Raw genomic sequence first — 18950 nt, forward strand, 5'->3', positions numbered from 1 at the left:
CCGTGATCTGTGATCACAGTTAGAGTTGCAAAAGAAACGGAATTTGTCGAGTCCCTCGCCCGCACTTTCGCGACGTTACCCGGAGACCACGTTGAAACGACCGACTGCGCTGAAGCTCGTGGAGCCGCTCGACCGCCAGACGCTGGGCGATCGCGCATATGCGCAACTGGCGGATCTGCTGATCTCGGGACGGCTCGCGCCCGGCGACAAACTGTCGCTTCGCACCGCGGCCGAAGTGCTCGGCGTGTCCATCATGCCGGTGCGTGAAGCGGTGTCGCGCCTCGTCGCCGACAAGGCGCTCGAAGTCGCGGCGAACCGCGCCGTGCGCGTCCCCGTGATGTCGGCCACGCAGTTTCGCGACCTCACCAAGGTGCGCATCGCCATCGAAGGCCATGCTGCAGCGGAAGCCGCGCGCATGCGTGGCGACGACAATCTCGTTGCCATCGGCACCGCCGAAGCGGCGATGCGCGCAGAAAGCCTGCTGAAATTTCCCGACCTGCCGCGCGCCGTCGAGCTCAACAAGACGTTTCACTTCGCCGTCTATGACGCCGCGCAGTCGCCCATTCTGGTGGAAATCATTCGCGCGCTCTGGCTCAAGGCCGGCCCCGTCATCAATCTCGATCTGCGCGGCAATCCTGATCGTCTCGCCAAAGGCGAAGCCGTCCGCTTTCACGCCGATGTCCGCAAGGCGATCGAGCAAGGGGACGCCGAAGCCGCCAGAGCCGGAATCGCAGCCGACATTAGCGGCGCCGCCAATTTCATCCTGTCACGCGGCGGCCTGACGATCTGACCTTCACCGAACGACCGGAGACATCATGGATCTCACCATCAAGGGTTTGCGCGTCATCGTCACCGCCGGCGCCAATGGCATCGGCCTCGCCATCGCCCGCGCCTTTGCGAATGAAGGCGCCCGCGTTCATATCTGCGATGTGGATCGCACAGCACTCGACGCGTTGTCCTCCAGCGATCCGCAGATCACGCAGTCGCATTGCGACGTGTCGGATCGTGCGTCCGTCCAACGCCTGTTCGACGACGCCACCGCAGCACTCGGCGGCCTCGATGTCCTCGTCAACAATGCCGGCATTGCAGGTCCGACCGCCAAGGTCGAGGAGATGCATCCGGATGACTGGGATCGCTGCCTGAACATCTGCCTGACCGGGCAGTTCAACTGCACCCGCCTCGCCGTGCCGCTGCTGCGCCAGAGCAGCAATGGCTCCATCGTCAATCTGTCATCGGCAGCGGGGCGCGTCGGCTTTGCGATGCGCTCGCCTTATGCCGCGGCGAAATGGGGCGTCATCGGCTTCACGAAGTCGCTGTCCATCGAACTCGGCCCCGACAATATCCGCGTCAACGCGATCCTGCCCGGCCTCGTCGCCGGCGATCGCCAGCGCCGCGTGCTGGAAGCCAAGGCGCAGCAGCGCGGCATTTCCTTTGCCGAGATGGAGAAGACGGCGTTCTCCTACACCTCGATCAAGGACTACGTCACGCCGGAGCAGATCGCGGACCAGATCCTGTTTCTCGCCAGTCCGCGCGGACGCACCATCTCCGGCCAGGCGATCTCGATCTGCGGCGACACCCAGATGCTGGGCTGACCGCAGATACGACGGATCATTGCTTCCGCCCGTCCTTCGCGGCGGGCTGGGAGAGTGCCGCGAGCCGATCGAGCGCCGCTGGCAATCCGTTGAGCGAGACCGCGAACGGAACGGCCTTGCCGTCTTCATTTGCCGCCGCCGTCACCTTCAGCGCCTTCGCACTCCGCAGGCGAGTGATGGCGGCCTTGTCGAAGGTGAGCGGAACCACACATCCCACAGGCAGGCAGGTCGAGAACGCGATTGGCTGCGACACCGGCAGGTCGTCGATCTGCAGCACCGCTCCGCTGGCGAGCCGCAGCCCGAATGGCAGCACGAATGCACCGCTCACCGCACCATTCGCACCCGTAGCCAGTTCGACGGCGAGCACGAGCTGCTTGCTCTCGCGGTGACGCTGCTGCTGCTGCACGTTGCAGGCGCGCCCAGCTTCCGTTGCCGCGCATTGCAGCGTCCAGCCTTCGAACGTCTCCTGCAGCGACGACGAGCCGCCGGGAAGTGCCATTGCTTTCGTCGCGTCGCTTGACTGGGCGCCAGCCATGGCCGGCGCCGCGAGGATCGCGGCCGCGACTGCGGCCGCCGTGATCATATGCTTCGTCATCAGAACTGTACCCTCAGGCGTGCATTGACGCCATTCTCGCTGCCGCGCGCGCCATACTGGCCGTTATAGGAAATGCCCAGCGTGCCGGACGGAAGCATGCGGAAATCCAGGCCGGCTTCGATGACGGCCACGTTCTGGTCGATCGGCAAGCCCGACACCGTGAAGGAGCTGCTGTTCGCGAAGGCCACCGTGGACACCGGAACGATGTCACCGAAGGCATGTCGCCAGCCGATTCCACCACGCGCCGTGGTCTGGAAACCTGCGAGTTCAAACATCGTCGAGGCGCGCGAACCCAGCGTGGTGTAGGTGGTGCTGGCGTTCTGTTCCTGCACGGTCAGTGCCGCGATGCTGCCGGTTTCCTGGAACGCATCGGTGTTCAGGCGGACATGCGAGGCATTGACATAGGGCTCGAGCGCAATCGCGGACGACACGTCGATCCTGTAACCGAGTTCGCCGAAGGCCTGGAACGAGCCGGCCTTGTAGTGTCCATCGGCACGCTGGCCGAGGAACGTGATGCTGCGCTGGCTGCGGTTGTCATACCACGTGTAGGACATGCCCGACCGCAGGGCCAGCGAACCGATCGACGTGCCTGCATAACCACCGACATGGTAGCTGTCGCTCGTTCCGCGCGAATTGCTGGTGTTGAACTTCGAGTGGCTGTAGCCGCCGAACAGGCCGAGCCGCCAGTTGTTCAGCACCAGGGTATCGACACCTGCCAGAAGGCCGCCGGTCTCGGTGTCCACGCGGGCGGCATTGCCGTCCGAATTCACCTTGCCCCACGATCCGAATGCGCTGCCCCACACGGCGAAGCTCTCTCGCTCGCGCTGCGCAGGCTGCGGCGCGATCTTGTTGAACTGACCGGCATAGGCATAGGCGTCACGCTCGGGAGCGTAGGACATCACCGCCATGTTCGGTGCCGCAACACTGTCGAAGGCGCCGCGGATACGATCGTTGACCGCGCTACGGACCGCCTGGCTGTCATTGACCATCGCAGCCTGACTCGATGCGATCGGAGCACCCGACAGCTGGTTATAGGCTTCACGCGCCGCCTCATAGGTCGGCACATTGGCCACGGCCCACCACAACGCACTGCCCTGCGACAGCGAGTCCAGTGCGCGTGCGGTGGCGATCTGGTTGCCCGTATTGGCCACCGGCGTGAACACGCTCGGATTGGTCGGGTTGGTCGGGTTCGCCTTCAGCGCAGCGGTGAGATACGCATTGTTCGCATCAGACGTCGATGTGTAGTTCAGGAACGCGGAGTCCTGCACATCGGTGAACTTTCCGGTCAACGCGCCCGTCGAGGTAAGGATCGTGTAGCGATGACCCGAGCCGGAATAGTCCGTCCCGTAGTCGCCCTGCCCACCAAGTGCCGACACAAGCACTTTGGCACCATCGGCAATCGTAGTGGTGCCGCCGACAAGCGTCAGGTCCGAGGTCTTGTTGCCGGCGATATTCACCGCATAGGTGGAGTTTGCACCGAAGACCAGATCACCGGCGACATTGAGCGTTCCGATCGCACCGACCAGGCCCGGCGCCAGAGTGCCCGACGAGATGGTGGTGGCCTTCCCGGCCGTGCCGATGGTGCCGATGCCACCAAGGATGCCGGTGCCGGACACATCGAAGACGCCGCCGAGCTTGCCGGCGGTATCGACCAGCAGCGTGCCGCCGCTGACATTGGTGGTGCCATCGAAGGCGGAGCTATCCGCCGTCAGGCGCGTGGTTCCAGCGAGATGACGAATGGTGGCGCTGCCGTCGCTGCTGGTGAGAACCGGCGCGAAAGCATAATTCGTGTCGGTGTGATTGAACACCAGCGTGCCGGTGCCGCTGCCGAAATTCACCTTGTCGCTGTTCAGCGTACCGGCAGCAACAGCAGCCTCGCCTGCGGCCGCGCCGATATTCAAGGTGCCGGTGCCACCCTGCTGAGCCGCGATGGCAGTCCCGTTCTCGATCGCAGTCGTCGTCACCGTCGCACCATTCGCGATGGTGAGCGTACCTGTGCCGCCGTAGTAACCGAGGCGCAGGAAACGGCCTGTCAGTGACGAGTTCTGGCCGGTCACCACGATATTGCCCGTCGCGCCACTGGAATAGCCCGCGCCAACGATCTGCGTTGTCGTAGCGGTCGCGCCATTCTGAATGGTCACCGTGCCGTTGCTGCCCGCGCCGTTGCCGGCGAGGATGTTGCCGGTGGCGTTCAGTGCTGCGGTCGCGCCGCTCACCGTGAGGCCGGCTGTGCCCGCGCCGCCCACCACGACAGTGCTCGACTGCAGCGTGCCGTTGCCGGTGATGGCGAGATTGGCCTGATCGCCGGCATTCTCCGCGAGATACAGGTTATTGCCGAGCGTCGTGCCGGCCTCGCGGATGACCGCATTGCCGCTGTTGATCGCGACCGTGACGGCCGTGCCGTTGATCGGCGCGACATAGGTGGGCGGAGGCGAGTAAGGTGTCCAATTCGCGGATTCCGACCAGTCATTGTCGTTCGTGCCGCCCGCCCATTCATACTTCGTGGGGGTCGGCGCCGGATCGCCTTTGAGCGCCACCGTCAAATAGACATTGTTGGCATCCGACGATGTTGTGTAGTTGAGGAATGCGGAGTTCTGCACGGCGCTGAACTGGCCGGTCACCGCGCCAAGCGCGGTCAGGATGGTGTAGCGATAGCCCGCTCCCGCATAGTTGACACCATAGTCGCCCTGGCCACCCAATGCAGTCGCCCGCACGCGCGCGCCATCCGCGATCGTCACCGAACCGCCGACCAGCGTCAGATCGGAGGTCTCGTTGCCGGCGAACTTGACCGCATAGATCGAGTTGGCGCCGAAGGCGAGATCGCCTGCCACATTCAGCGTGCCGATCGTATTGCCGAGACCGGGCGACAGCGTGCCCGCGGTCAGGTTGATGCTGGTGCCGGCCGTACCGAGCGCACCGATACCACCGAGAACCCCGCCGGTGACATTGAAGGCGCCGCCAAGCTTGCCATTGGTGTCTACCAACAGCGATCCGCCACTGACATCGACATTGCCGTTAAACGCGGAGCCGTCGGCGGTGATCCGCGTCACGCCGGCGATCTGCTTGATGGTGCGGTCGCCCTCCATGGTCGGCTGCACCTGAATCTGCGGAGCGAACGCGTAATCGGTACCGGTGTGGTTGAAGACCAGGGTGCCGTTGCCAGAGCCGAAGAAGAAGGTCGGCGCATTCAGGATGCCCGCGCCCGCAGCCGACTGCCCCTCGGCCGCACCGATATTGAGTGTACCGGTAGCGGTCGTGCTCGATGCGACGACAACGCCGTTCTGACCTGATGTGGTCGCAGTCAGCGTGCCGCCATCGGTAAGGGTCAATGTACCGGTGCCGGTGCTGGACCCGATGCGGACTGCGTTTCGCGCCGTCAGCGACGAACCGCTGCCGGTCACCAAGGCATTCGCCTGCGCGCCGGGGGCGGCGCTGACCGATATCAGCTGTCCATCGGCCTGCGCGCCGTTCTCGACGGTCAGCGTGCCGTTGGCCACGATGAGGTTGGAATCGGCCGACAGCGATGCGGCGCTGCCACTCACCTTGACGGCAGCCGTCCCCGTGCCGCCGATGGTGACCAAGCCGGCCGACGTCACCGGTGTTGTCACGCTCTTCACCGCCAGTTTGCCGGTTCCGGATATGGTGAGCGTCGTATGGTCTCCCGCATCGACGCCGAGACGAAGCGCGCCGTTGTGAGTCGCCTCACCGCTGGCGATAGCGACATTGACGGCCTCGCCGGCACCAGTGGTGACGGGAGCGCTGCCCTGATCCCAGTTTGCTGCCGTGTCCCATGTACCGGTCGTACCGGTCCACTGGCGATCCGGCGCCGGCGTGCCGCGCAGCGCCACGGTGAGATAGGCGTGGTTCGCGTCAGAAGTCGAGGTGTAGGTCAGGAACGCCGAGTTCTGCACCGTGAACGTGCCGCTCAGGGTGCCGGTGGACGTGATGATCGAGAACTGCTGCGGCGTGGCATAGTTGACGCTGTAGTCGCCCTGACCGCCAAGCGCCGTCACCTCGAGCTTCGCGCCGGACGCGATGGTCACATTGCCACTAACGTTCGTGGCATCATGGTTCTTGTTGCCATCAATCTTCACTGCGTAGATCGAATTGGCGTCGAATGCGAGATCGCCGCGGACGGTGAGCGTTCCCGTCGTGCCGGTCAGACCCGGCGCCAGCGTGCCGCCGGCGCCGATGATCGTCTGCGTCGCTGCGTTATGACGGGTAGAGACATCGATCGTCTCCTCCCAGGCCGGTGTACCGATGGTGCCGATACCACCCAGAACGCCTGATCCGGAGACATTGAAGTTGCCGCCGAGCGCAGATCCGCTTGTCGCAAGCAGCAACTTTCCACCGGTGACGTTGGTCGTGCCGCTGAAGCCGAGGCTGGTGCCAGTGACATGCGTCACACCGGCCATCTGATTGATCTCACCGTTCCCTTTGAGCGCCGTGTAATAGTCGTTCCCCGAAGACGACGTGATCTGATAGAAGCCGCCCCCTGTCAGCACCGGCGACAGCACGAATGGCGAGGCTTCGGTCGCGGTGTGGTTGAGCACCAGCTTGCTGTCATAGGCGGTGCCGAACGTGATCCCGCTCGCGGCGGACAGAATACCCGCCCCCGCTGCAGCTTGCCCCGCCGCTGCACCGATGTTCAGCGTGCCACTGCCGTCGCCGGAGCCTGGCATGAACCCGAGACCGAACTCGCCACTGACGCTGAGGGCACCGCCGTTTGATAGCGTCAGGGTGGCGATGTTTGAATCGTCGCCCCTGAGCCCAAATCGTCCCGTCAAGGCCAGCAACGAGCCGCTTCCGGTCACGAGGCTGCTGCCGAGGTTGATCGCATGAGCGTTGGTGCTGATCGTCTGTGCGGTCAGCGTGCCCCCGTTTTCGATCGTCAGACCACCATTGATATTGATCCTGCCGTAGTGTGAATCGGGTTCACCGAGTACGATTTTGGAATTGGCACCCGACACGGTGACGGCGCTGGTCGCACCGACGGACAAGCTAGCCAGCAGGTTCAACGTGCCGCCATTGTTGACGGTCAGCGTCGCGGTGTTCGTCGTATTGCCCACGCTGAGGCCCGATCCGATCGTGCCGCCTGCACTTCCGACGACGGCATTCCCGCTGGAAATCAGCGCGCCGTTATAGCTGAAACCGGTCGGTGGCGCACCCGGCGCCCAGTTCTGCGCATTGAAGAGCGAACCATCTCCTGCCGTGTTGTTCCAGACATAGGACGGCGCCTGCGCGTGGGCCTGGCTCATCCCGCAGATCGTGACGGCTGCGCCGGCCATCAGCACATGGCGCAGATGCGCGAGACGGGACTCGCGAACAAGCGGTCCGCAAAATGTCGTCGCCGACGGCGTATACGAGGTCGCACGATCAAAGTGCTGCATGATGTATTCCCCTGGTCATTAAATCTGGCGGGAGCGATCCCGACGTTGAGCTGTTCGCGAAACGGGTCTGTGATTGTTGCGGTCAGAATCTGTAGTTGAGGCCGACCTTCACCGAATGCAGGTCGAGCGAGCTCGATGCGCGGCGCCCGTTAGCGACGCTGTAGCCGGGATGGTTTGTGTATCTGTAGATCGGGCCGCCTTGCGGATTGACGCCGATGACCTCGCGCGTTTGATACGGCGCGACGCGGTTCGTGGGGGCACTGTCGAAGTCGTAATCCGTGTTGCCGAAGCGGCTATAGGTGTATTCGGACTTCAGCGACCAATGGTCGTTGATGGCGTATTCACCGCCGCCGCCGAAGGTGGCACCGATACGCGTTGCCGCGGAGTAATCGACCCAACCCACGCGGTAATCGAGATCCGCGAAGCGCAGGAAACTATCCTGATCGCGCGACACCATCTCGCGCATGATCGCGGCACCCGCTGTGCCATACAGCATCAGCCCGTTGGTGAAGGCATATCCAAGCCGACCGCGCACGGATGCCGTCCAGTCGATCTTGTGATAGGTGCGCGACTGCACCACGCCATTGGCCTGGAACGTCTGATTGATATCGGGGATCATGTGATCCTGACGCCCTTCAGCCCAGGACTTGCCGACATCCGCTTCGACGCCGAGCACGAAACGGTTCTCGAACTGCCAGTTGTAACCGGCCTGCACGCCGGCCTGTCCGCCGGAGAAACCGAGATTGGCGGATTCCGCCGCGGCATTCGCTTCGTTGATCGCGACGTGGCTGGCCGAGGTTTCGCCGCGCGGATCGAGAACGCTGGTGGCGCCTTCGGTATGCGCCTTGCCGAAACCGAGATAGGCGCCCGCATAGGGGCCGCTCCAGTCCGTCGGAGACCTTGCGGCATTCGTGGCGGTGCGCAGCGTCGGCGACCAGCGCGGGATCGGCTGGTTGCCACCGAATTTTCCGGTCAGGCTGGCATAGAAAGTGCGGCCCGGCCCTGGCTGCGGCAGCAGGCCCAGCGGATCGACATAGAACTGATCGGTGAGATTCTCGACACGCAGCGCCGCGGTGTAGTTGTCGTCGATCTTGTATTCGGCGAACACATCCACCAGCGTGTAGGGATTCCAGCGGATCTGCGAGATGAACGCCGAATAGCCCTGCGAGGTGATGTCGCCATGCGCGGCCGAACGCGGGCCGACGTAATAGGCGCGGCCGCCGAGCGTCAGCCGGTCGTCGAACAGCTTCTGCGACAATTTGAGATCGACCGTGTATTTCGGCGGCACATGGTTGGTGGCGTAGTCGCCATAGAGCGACATGTTCCCGCAGGTCTCTTCGGTGACGCAATACTCCACCCGCGTGTAGTAATTGGCGCCGAGATCGGCGGTGAAACCGTTGTTTTCGTAGCGAGCGGACAGTTCATAGCCGTTGAAACGCGCGCCGAAGATGTTGTGGATGCGCAGCGCTGTGCCCTGCTTCACCTCCTGGGTGGCGCGCGAGATGTAATCCTTCACCTGCCAGTCGAACCAGCCGAACTTCAGCCGCGCGATGTCGGTCTGCGCCAGAAGGCCCTCACGATTGATGTTGATGCCGGCATCCCAGCTATTGAGGCGCTCTGGCTTCAGGCCCTTCTCGACAATGGTGAAGGTGCCGATGGTTTCCATCAGGCTCGGCAGGCGCAGCGCGCTGGAATAGTTGGTGTAGAACTGAAGGTTCTTGACAGGCTCGATCACGATGCCGGCCGATGGGCTATAGCCGCCTGCGCCGCGCGGCGGGCCGCTTTCGATCGGCGTCGCCGTGGAGTCGTTGCCATAGATCCGCTGCGTGGCGCCGTCCGCCGAAAAGCTCGCATAACGCAAGCCGCCATTGAGCGTCAGCCATTGCACCGGCTTGTAGGACGCCTTGGTGAAGGCCCCCCACTCGTCGCGCGTGCCGGCCGACGGCATGACGATGTTGTAGTATTCGGCATAGCGCCCGAGACCGACCTGCTGGCCGAGATAGGACACGCCGTAAGTGAGATCGAGGCTGCCATAGCGATCGAGCGAGAATTTCGATGTATTGGCGAGATCCGTCCCCACATGAATGTCTTGGTGCCGGTGCGGTAATTCTCCGCCAGGCCGATTTCCGACGGCCATGGTTGCAAGGCGATATTCTGCGAGTTCGGCGTCGAGACCAGCCGGCCGTCATTGAACAGCTGGAAATAGGTCATCCAGGCCGTGGCCTTGAGATCGACGAGATCATTGTCGTCCGGATTCCAGCGATAGCGCAGGCTGGTGCTGTCGATCTTGGTGCCGGTGGTCGCGCCATATTTGGTTTGCGACATGTTGGCCATGGCGCCGAACACGGGCAGCCAGTAGCCGCCCTCGCCGCGGTAATTGTTGTAGGTGATGTTGAGGCTCTGGCCGTCGTCGGAGCGCACGCTCGCTTTGGCCAGGATCGTTTCGGTGCGCAGCTGGGTGTTCAGCACCTCCTCGCCGGGCCGGTAGTTGGTGAAACCGTTATTGACGTAGACGCCCTGGGCATTCAGCACGGGATCGGCGACCACGCCCTCGCCGCCATTCTTGCCGGCGAAATAGTTGCCCTGATTGCGATAGGCGTAGCCGACCAGGAAATCCCAATTGTCCTGCTTCACCGCGCCGGCGAAGCTACCCGAGCCACTCGTCGGCGACAGAAAACCGGGACGGTCCAGCCCCGTCGACGACACGGCAGGAAACGACGCGCTGGCGGTGTTCGGCCAGTCGTAGCCGCCCTTCGCTTCGGGAGTCGGCGTCGCGGTGTTGGTGCCGAAGCCGCCCTTGACCTGAATGCCCCAGCTGTCGCCGGGTTTGACGATGTCATTAGCACCGATGGTGCGCATGTTGACCGAGCCCGCCGCACCGCGCGACGCAACATCGAGGCCCTTGTTGATGTCGATCCCGGCAATGAAATCCGGATCGATATAGGTGCGGTTCGATTGGCCCTGATAGCCGTGATAGACGGTGACGGCGTTCTCCGCGTCATCCACCGACACCTTCACGCGCCCCTGCCCCTGCAGGCCGCGAATATTCACGTCGATGCCGCCCGCGCTGTTGCGCGAGTCTCCCGACATCACGCCGGGCGTGCCGCGAAAAATATCCGACGGACTCGATCCCCTGTAGCGCTCGATATCGGTGCCGGTGATGTGGCTCGTTGCGGCCGGCGTCTCATAGGGCGTGCTGGCCGATGTCTCGCTGCGCTTGCCCGAGACTTCGATCGTATCGAGCACGATGGAGCCATCCACCGGCGCCTGATTGAAGCTCGTCGCCATCGGATCGACCAGCGCCGCGCTGGACGGCCCGGTGATGCGCACATCGATGCCGGCCCCTGCGAGCATGGACATCAGCGCCTGGCGCGGCTCCATCACACCGGATACGGCACGTGTCGTGGTCGCGCGGCCGATCTGCGAGGAGTAACCGACCTGCCATCCGGAGGCGCGGCTGAATGCATCGATCGCCGGCGCCAGCGGCTGCGCTGGAATGAAGAAGTTGACCTTGCGATCGTCCTGCGCTTGCGCAAACGCGGGCGGAGCCGACTGGATCACACTTGTTGCGGCCGCGACAGCCAACAACACTCTCACGGTTACGCCCGTCTTCGCCCGCACCAGCAATTCCCCCAAAGCAACAGAGAGAAGACCTGCGAACCGCACTGCGCAGCACACGGGCCTTCAAAGGGGAGACGCGGAGCTCATCTCGCCGTCACAAAAAAATTGACGGAGATCAGACAGATTCCAAACTGGATGATTGTGATGCGATGAAAAAACTGACGATGCGCGCGTCAGCGAAGGATGATGAAGCCGCCGGGAAGGCTTGTCACCGTCGCGCCGACGGTCTCTGCGAGCGTGCGGATCGCATCTTCGGCATTGCCGACACGATAATTGCCGCTCACCGCATTATTCGTAAAACGATCCGTGGCAAGGATGACCCTGCCGCCATAGTAGCGGCGCAGTTCGTTCAGCGCCTTGCCGAAGGGCTGCTCGCGAAAAATGATGCGGCCGTCCAGCCAGGCGAAGGACACGCTGGTATCGACGGCCGAGATCGCCGAGATCCGGCTGTCGCTGGCGGTGACCATCTCGCCCGGCTTGAGCACGACGCGATCGCCACGATCCGCCTGTCGGCGAACATCGACGACGCCGCGCTCCAGCATCACGGTATCCTGCCTGTCGCCGATCTGGACATCGAACGCCGTGCCCTTCACCTCGACCTCGCTGACAGGTCCCGCCACGATGAAGGGCTGTCCCGCCATCTTGCGCACGTCGAAATAAGCTTCGCCGGCGAGCAACCTGACGATCCGCTTGCCGTCGCTGAAATCGAGCGCGACGGCCGACGACGTGTTGAGCACCATGTCGGAGCCGTCAGGCAACTGGACGCGACGCAATTCGCCGGCCAGCGTGAGATGGTCCGATTGCAGGCGCAGCAGCAGTGACGGCTCAGGCAAGAGCGCAACCGCCAGCAAGGCGGCCACAGCGGCGACGCCGATCATCCACCGCCGAGCTGTCGGCTTTCGACGCAGGCGCACCACCGACGTGCGGCGATCGAGGCTCTGGCGATCCTGCACCGTCGCCGATCGCAAAGCGGGCGCGGCCTGAACGCGCTGCAGGCGGGAGAACGCAGCCTGACGGGCGGGATCGCCGGCTAGCCATCGCTGGAAGTCTGCCTGCAGAGCCGGGTCGTCGCCCTCCTCCTGCAGACGCAGAAACCAGTCGAGCGCCTCATCCGTCGCCGGATCCGGATGGTGGTAGCCACCGTCCGGCGTCAGCCCTCTGTTATCGTCCTTTGCCACTCACGCCATCATGGATTGCAGGTGAAGGATGCTCATATGAATAGAGACGTTTCAAAAGCCCGGACGTCACAGCAAAAAACGCAGCGCCAATGGCGATTCGCTGATCGCAGGCATTTAGAACGATTCGGAAAGTCACACACGCGGTCACGGGCCGCAAGAGGCGCCTATTTTTGCTCGAGGCGCCTCAGCACGTCATGGCAATGGCCCATGACGAGCTTCACATCGTTGAAGATCGTATTCCGCGAGACGCCCAGATGATCGGCGATCTGCGCATAGGACCAGCCTTCGAGCTGCGACAAGGCCCAGGCCTTTCGTGCCCGTTCGGGAAGCTGCTCAAGCGCCTGCTGGAAGCATCGGATCGACTCACGCTCAATGATCACCGCTTCCGTGGTCGGAACATCGGCGGCGACCTTCGCCATGTCCCCGTCATCGGCATCGAAGTCTTCGTAGCGCGCCCGCATCTTGCGGCGGCGCTGATAGTCCAGCGCGAGATTGCGCGCGGTCTGGTGCAGGAAGGCTTCGATATGCTCGATCGGCCCGACTTCGATCGCCTTGCGCGTTCGCAGATAGGTCTCCTGCGCGACATCTTCCGCGATCTGGCGGTCGCGGACGATGCGAAAGGCAATTCCCATCAGCGACTGACGGCGCGACATGAACACATCGTTCAACAACACGGACATCGACATGACACTACGCAACTAACTCAACGCGAACGCTAACAAGCACTCGCGACAATACGGGCACGAACGTAGTGAAGTCTTAATTCACCCAAAAAAGCACACAATTAGATATGCTCCAGATGAAGCAACGCGCCGAACATCAAAATGCGGGAGATGAATCGCAATTGCGCGCAACATGATCGCGATGCATGAAGACTAGGGCATCGCCTGATCGTCGCGATCAGCTGCCGAACCTGACTGGCACGGACAGCAGGATACTGCCACCGCTGCCGACATTCGCGGGTGGTGCCGGCACCGGGCTCGCACGCCGCGCGATGGCGACGGCCTCCTGGTCGAGGCCCGCATCGCCCGACGATCCCGCGAGCCGCGCCGACAGCACGCGGCCGCTGCGATCGATCGTGAACGCCACCACCGCCGTCCCGCGCGCACCGCCATTCGTCGCGCGCTTGTGGCGATTGAGATGCGCCATGATCATGCTGCGCCAGGTTGACGGCGACACCGACGACGAGGTCCCCGCCATCGCCGCCGCATTGATCGCGGCGCGCTGAACATCCGCGGCCTGCGGCGCCGATGTGTTCGGCGCGTTCTGCGTGCTGCGTTTCTGCGGCGGCTTGCTTGGCTTCTTCGGCTTCTCGGGCTTGCGCTTCTCGTACTTCGGCTTTTTCGCTTCCGTCGGCCTCGCCTGTTCGAGCACGGCCGTCGCCTGCGCGTTGTCCGGCAATGGCGCGACGTCGTTCTTCACCTCCTGCTCGGCCTCCGCTTCCGCGGGGTCCAGCGGCTTTTCCTGCTCCGATGGCGTCGAGGCCTGCGACATCACCATCTGCGGACCCACCGCCACATTTTCCTGCGGCACATCAGGTGCCGCAGGCACCGGCGCGAGTTCGATCATGATCGCCGCCGGCAGATCGGCAGGAGGCACCGCCGGGCTCGGCCAGTGCAGCGCCGCATAGACGACGCTGCCTTGCAGAGTGAGGACGCAGATCCCGGCCAGCGACCAGCGCAGCAGCGTGCGATGCACGGCCTCCTTGTCGGAGTGATGAACCGGACGCGTCGAGCTCATGATGCGTTACTGCGCGTTCTGCAGCGGCATGGCGCCACCGGTCGTCGCCGGCGCTTCGAGACCGACCAGCGCGATCTTCAGATAGCCGGTGTTGCGCAGCAGGTTCATCACCTCCATCAGGTCGCCGTAATCCACCGTCTTGTCCGCGCGCAGGAAGATGCGCTCGTCGGTGTTGCCCCCGGTCTTGCCGTCGAGCGTGGATTTGAGCATGTCGCGCGGCACCGGATCGTTGCCGAGCGCCAGCGTCAGATCGCCTTTGACCGTGAGAAACACCGGCTCGTTCGGGCGCGGCTGCACCTGCGCATTCGACGCCGGCAGATCCACCGCGACATCCACCGTCGACAGCGGCGCCGCCACCATGAAGATGATCAGCAGCACCAGCATCACGTCGATGAACGGCGTGACATTGATCTCGTGGTTCTCGGGGAGATCGTCGCTCTCGGTGCTCGCTTTCAGGCTTCCCGCCATGATGCTATTCCGCCGCGCGCGACAGCGCGACCGGAACGCGCCGGAAGTCGAGTTCGCGGCTGACCAGCCGCTCGACGCCAGCGGAGGCATCGGCGAGCAGCTGCCGATAGCCGGCGATCGAGCGCGCGAACACGTTGTAGATGATGACCGCGGGAATGGCGGCGACGAGACCGATCGCGGTGGCCAGCAGCGCTTCGGCGATGCCGGGCGCGACCACGGCGAGATTGGTGGTCTGCGACTCGCTGATGCCGATAAAGGCATTCATGATGCCCCACACGGTGCCGAACAGCCCGACGAAAGGCGCGGTTGCACCGACCGTGGCGAGCATGCCGGTGCCGATGGTCATGCGCCGGCCCGCCGCCGCCTCGATCCGCGACAGCCGCGACGTCACGCGCTCGTTCACGCCATTGCCGTCCGTATGCGCGATGATGCCGGACGACACCCGCACCTCGTCGGCGGCTTCCAGCACCATGACCGCCGCGGTGTCGCGCGCATCACCGACCGTCGCCGCCGCATCGGCAAGGTCCTCCGCCGCGAGGATGCCCGCGATGCCGCGCCGCAGCCGCCGACGCGCCAGCGTCAGTTCGACGGATTTCGCCAGCCAGATGATCCAGGTCCCCAGCGAGGCCGCGGCAAGGCCGACCATTACCGCCTTCACGACGATGTCGGCAGCCATGAACATGCCCCAGGGCGACAGATTGTGCGGCAGCTTGTTCGCGGCAGCAGGCGCTGCCGGTGCGGGAGCTGTCTGCATCGGTGGCGTCGGCGCAGGCGTTGTCTGCACCGGAGTGGGTGCTGCCTCTGCAGTGCCAACAGCAGGTGTCTCGCTCGCGGCCGGCGCCGGCGCGACGGCCGGCGGCGCGGGCTGCTCGGATGGTGCAGGCGTTTGCGCATGTCCGGGGGACAGGCAGAACATCGACATCAACACGACCGCCAGAAAGCGTCGCAGGGCCCTGTGGCCAACGGTCTGCACCGGCGGATCAACCGACATCATGAGTCTTCTTCTTGTTAGGAGTGGTCCTGGATCTGGTCGGACGGCATCGCCCATGACCCATGCGCAGGCTTCACGCTTCGCTGTGCGCGACACCGGTCGAAACGGGCCGGTGTCGGCAGCAGGCAAATCAGGAAGCCGAAGATCGCCGCGACGCAGAAGACGGCATTCGCGAGAAAGCTGAGAGCCGTCGGCGTCATGGCAGTCTCCTTATGCCGCGCGGATCGGCGCGTTGTCGTCCGTGCGCGGCAGCAGTGCCTCGACCAGTTCGCGCACGCGGATAAAGGCCGCGCGGCCGCCGGCAATGACGTTCTGCTCTTCGGCGGCATCGAGGCTCAACGAGTCCAGTGCAGCCGTAAACGTCTTCCACTGCTTGCCCCGCCCCTCCGGCGCCGCCGCGAGATGACGCGCGCCGCATGTTTCGGTGAAGCCGAGCTTGGCGGCATCCTTGAGCAGGAACGCAGCGCCGAGATTGGACCCCTCGGCGGCATAGAGCCAGCCGAGCGCCGTCGGAAGGTCCGCGTTCGCATCGAATTCCGGTGCAGCGCTTGCGGCTGGAATAGCGATGCCGAGATCGGCCAGATCCTGCGCGACCAGGCCGAGGCGACGGCGGCCCGGCAGATCGGGCAGCAAGCGATCCAGCGCGGGATTGTCATAGAGCGCGTCGATGTCGCGATGGAATTGATACTGCACCTGCAGGAACGCACCATAGCGCTCGCGATCGGCAAACGGCGCACCCGCCATGATCCGCTCGTCCAGCGCCTCATGGGCGTCATGGGTGGCGGCGCGCAACTGTCCGGCACGGCCGGGCGCGGCAGCGGAAGAATGATCGGGTGTGCTCATATCCTATGCTTTCTTGGCTGGACGCGTCCGCGATCGCACATCGCGACCGGGCGCGCTGGGCTGGTCTCTAAAGATAAGACGAACGAGGGAGCGCGATTTCCCAATCAGTCTGGAACGATTCTACGTTCGTGCCGCTGATGCCTTGCGCCACAGCAAAACGCCCGCATCTGCGCAAACAGATGCGGGCGTTTGCTCGAAAGCTGATCTGAATCAGGCGGGCGGAAAGCCGTAGAGCCGCTGCGCGTTGTCCGCGAGGATGCGATTGCGCAGCGCTGCATCGGGAATCCATTCGCCGAACAAATCGAGCAGTTCGCCCACATTCGGCATGTGATCCCAGTTGGCCACATGCGGCCAGTCCGAGCCCCACAGGCAACGATCCCGTCCCGCCGCAGCCAGGGCCTGTGCCAGCGCCGTCGTCTCGCGATAAGGCGGCGCACTCAGCCGATAGGCGCCGGACAGCTTGACCCAGGCGCCATCCGACACCAGCCGCAGCAGCTCCTGGAAGCCCGGCGACGCGACCCCCTCCGCAGCCGGAAAGTGCCCCATGTGATCGACGACCACAGGCACGCGCAACTTCCTGATCCGCGGCGCCAAATCAGGAAGGTTGCGCGCATCGAGCAGGAACTGCAGGTGCCAGCCCATCTCGGCGCAAAGGTCGCCATATTTTTCCAGCAGATCGATGCTGACGCCGCCACCATAGAGCACATTGATGCGAAGGCCGGTGACCCCGCCTCTTTCAACTCCGCGTAATAGCCGTCGCTCTTGCCGAGATCGACCACCGCCACGCCGCGCAGGCGTGTCGGGTTCGCCCGCAGCGTTTCCAGCATCAGCCGGTTGTCGGTGCCATGCACGCTGACCTGGATCAGCACGCCGTAAGTCATGCCGGTGCCGTCGAGCATCGCCAGATATTTTTCGGCCGGCGCCGCTGGCGCCGTGTAGCTGCGCTGTGGCACCAGCGGAAAATCCGGCGGCACGCCGATCACATGCGCATGCGTGTCCACCGCGCCCTTCGGCACCTTGAACGCGGCGGGGCCACGGGGATTTGCCGCCGGACCCGGACAGTCCGGCGGAGTCGTCGTTGCAGTCACATGGTCAGTCATTGGCTTGCAATTCCTTGCCGCGCGTTTCCGGCAGCAGCAGCGCGCCGATCAGCAACAGGCTATAGGCGATCACCGCAAAGATCGCGATCGCTTTCGACAGTGGCATGGCGGATGAGAGATAGCCGACCAGCGCTGGAAACAGCGCACCGATGCCGCGCCCGAAATTATAGGCAAAGCCCTGGCCGGAGCCACGCAGCCGTGTCGGAAACAGTTCGGTGAGGAACGCGCCGATGCCGGAGAAATAGGCGGAAGCGCAGATGCCGAGCGGGAAGCCGAGGAACAGCATCCACTGGTTCGAGATCGGCAGCTGCGTATAGGCGACCACCAGCAGCGAGGCGAGCACGGCGAACAGCATGAACAGCTTGCGGCGGCCGATGCGGTCGGCGAGATAGGCGCCCCAGACATAGCCGATGAAGCTGCCGACGATGAGCAGCGCGAGATAGCCGGTGGAGCCGACCACGGTGAGCCCGCGCTCGGTGCGCAGGAAGGTCGGCAGCCAGGTGGTGATGGCATAGTAGCCGCCCTGCGCGCCCGTGCAGAGCAGCGAGGTGAACAGCGTGATGCGCAGCACGTCCGGCGAGAAGATCTCGAACATGCTCGGACGATCCTGCTTCTTCGCATCCGCCCGGCGCACGGCCGAGGAAATCTCCGGCTCCTCCACATAGCGGCGCAGGAAGAACAGCAGCAGCGCCGGCAAGGCCCCGAGCGCGAACATCCAGCGCCACGCCTGTTCCGGCGGAATGTAGGAATAGCAGATCGCCTGCAGCAGCACCGCAGCGCCCCAGCCGACGGCCCAGCCCGACTGCACCGTGCCCACCGCCCGGCCGCGATATTTGGCGCGGATGGTCTCGCCGATCAGCACCGCGCCGGCCGCCCATTCGCCGCCGAAGCCGAGACCGAGAAAGGCGCGCAACACCATCAGCTGTTCGAAATTCTGCGCGAAGGCACAGAGCAGCGTGAAGAACGAGAACCAAAGGATGGTGATCTGCAGCGTCCGCACACGGCCGATGCGGTCCGACAGATAGCCCGCCAGCCAGCCGCCGAGCGCCGAGACGATCAGCGTGACGGTGACCGCGAGACCGGCCGTGCCGCGCTCCACCTGCCACATGGCGATGATCGTGCCGATCACCAGCGGATAGATCATGAAATCCATGGCATCGAGGGCCCAGCCGAGGAAGCAGGCCCAGAAGGTCCGCCGCTCGCGCGGATTCATGTCCCGGAAGAAGCCGGTCAGCGAAGTATCATCCGTCTCCGGCGCAGACGCCGTCTGTGTGGTCGACATGGTCCCCTCCCCCAAAAGCATTCGCTTGGCGCGATGCCGATCATGTCTGCGGAGCTTGGTGCTGCGCAGCGATGCGTTGTTTGGGTCGGGATCGTGCGCCATTTCGCCGCGATGGCGCAATCGAGTTCTGCGACTGGCACCAATGATGAT

General features: G+C 64.1%; 13 protein-coding genes and 2 pseudogenes. 2 read left to right on the top strand and 13 right to left on the bottom strand.

Annotated elements, in window-relative coordinates:
- The first annotated feature begins 91 nt into the window (after positions 1–91).
- Both RPMA_RS18115 and RPMA_RS18120 read left to right on the top strand, forming a co-directional pair.
- Positions 92–790 carry a GntR family transcriptional regulator gene (locus RPMA_RS18115; protein WP_211909084.1) on the top strand — a complete coding sequence of 233 codons (699 nt, stop codon included), beginning with the start codon at positions 92–94 and terminating at the stop codon, positions 788–790.
- Positions 791–815: 25 nt separating this feature from the next.
- Positions 816–1592 (top strand): SDR family oxidoreductase, encoded by a 777-nt coding sequence (locus RPMA_RS18120; protein WP_211909085.1) that lies wholly within the window; start codon positions 816–818, stop codon positions 1590–1592.
- Between the two features lie 16 nt (positions 1593–1608).
- Here the strand turns inward: RPMA_RS18120 and RPMA_RS18125 are convergent, their stop codons facing one another.
- The 13 genes and pseudogenes from RPMA_RS18125 to RPMA_RS18180 all read right to left on the bottom strand — a co-directional run bounded on the left by RPMA_RS18125 (position 1609) and on the right by RPMA_RS18180 (position 18800).
- The gene (locus tag RPMA_RS18125) at positions 1609–2187 is read right to left on the bottom strand and encodes an invasion associated locus B family protein (protein WP_211909086.1); all 579 of its coding nucleotides are present in this window, start codon (positions 2185–2187) and stop codon (positions 1609–1611) included.
- A complete protein-coding gene (locus RPMA_RS18130) occupies positions 2187–7577 on the bottom strand; it encodes an autotransporter domain-containing protein (RefSeq protein ID WP_211909087.1) in 5391 nt (1796 codons plus the stop codon). Before RPMA_RS18130 ends, RPMA_RS18125 begins: the two co-directional genes overlap by 1 nt.
- Before the next feature lie 82 nt (positions 7578–7659).
- On the bottom strand, positions 7660–9657 hold the full coding sequence (locus RPMA_RS18135) for a TonB-dependent receptor domain-containing protein (RefSeq protein ID WP_211909088.1): 1998 nt from the start codon (positions 9655–9657) through the stop codon (positions 7660–7662).
- 854 nt (positions 9658–10511) lie between these two features.
- Positions 10512–10958 (bottom strand): annotated as a pseudogene (locus RPMA_RS28075) (TonB-dependent receptor plug domain-containing protein); the annotation flags it as partial.
- Positions 10959–11371: 413 nt separating this feature from the next.
- The gene (locus RPMA_RS18140; RefSeq protein WP_211909089.1) at positions 11372–12376 is read right to left on the bottom strand and encodes a FecR family protein; all 1005 of its coding nucleotides are present in this window, start codon (positions 12374–12376) and stop codon (positions 11372–11374) included.
- 164 nt (positions 12377–12540) lie between these two features.
- On the bottom strand, positions 12541–13029 hold the full coding sequence (locus RPMA_RS18145) for an RNA polymerase sigma factor (RefSeq protein WP_249225275.1): 489 nt from the start codon (positions 13027–13029) through the stop codon (positions 12541–12543).
- Between the two features lie 247 nt (positions 13030–13276).
- Positions 13277–14116, bottom strand: a complete 840-nt coding sequence (locus tag RPMA_RS18150; RefSeq protein WP_211909091.1) for an energy transducer TonB — start codon at positions 14114–14116, stop codon at positions 13277–13279.
- Positions 14117–14122: 6 nt separating this feature from the next.
- Positions 14123–14584, bottom strand: coding sequence for a TonB system transport protein ExbD (gene exbD / locus RPMA_RS18155; protein ID WP_211909092.1), 462 nt, complete (start codon positions 14582–14584; stop codon positions 14123–14125).
- 4 nt (positions 14585–14588) lie between these two features.
- Positions 14589–15506 carry a tonB-system energizer ExbB gene (exbB, locus tag RPMA_RS18160; protein ID WP_211913725.1) on the bottom strand — a complete coding sequence of 306 codons (918 nt, stop codon included), beginning with the start codon at positions 15504–15506 and terminating at the stop codon, positions 14589–14591.
- Between the two features lie 86 nt (positions 15507–15592).
- Positions 15593–15775, bottom strand: a complete 183-nt coding sequence (locus tag RPMA_RS18165) for a hypothetical protein (RefSeq protein ID WP_211909093.1) — start codon at positions 15773–15775, stop codon at positions 15593–15595.
- Between the two features lie 10 nt (positions 15776–15785).
- The gene (locus tag RPMA_RS18170; protein ID WP_211909094.1) at positions 15786–16418 is read right to left on the bottom strand and encodes a biliverdin-producing heme oxygenase; all 633 of its coding nucleotides are present in this window, start codon (positions 16416–16418) and stop codon (positions 15786–15788) included.
- Positions 16419–16628: 210 nt separating this feature from the next.
- Positions 16629–17518 (bottom strand): annotated as a pseudogene (locus tag RPMA_RS18175) (amidohydrolase family protein).
- Positions 17511–18800 carry an MFS transporter gene (locus RPMA_RS18180; protein WP_211909095.1) on the bottom strand — a complete coding sequence of 430 codons (1290 nt, stop codon included), beginning with the start codon at positions 18798–18800 and terminating at the stop codon, positions 17511–17513. The pseudogene RPMA_RS18175 and the gene RPMA_RS18180 overlap by 8 nt, the downstream one beginning before the upstream one ends.
- Positions 18801–18950 lie beyond the last annotated feature (150 nt).

Source organism: Tardiphaga alba, assembly GCF_018279705.1.
Classification (GTDB): Bacteria; Pseudomonadota; Alphaproteobacteria; order Rhizobiales; family Xanthobacteraceae; genus Tardiphaga; species Tardiphaga alba.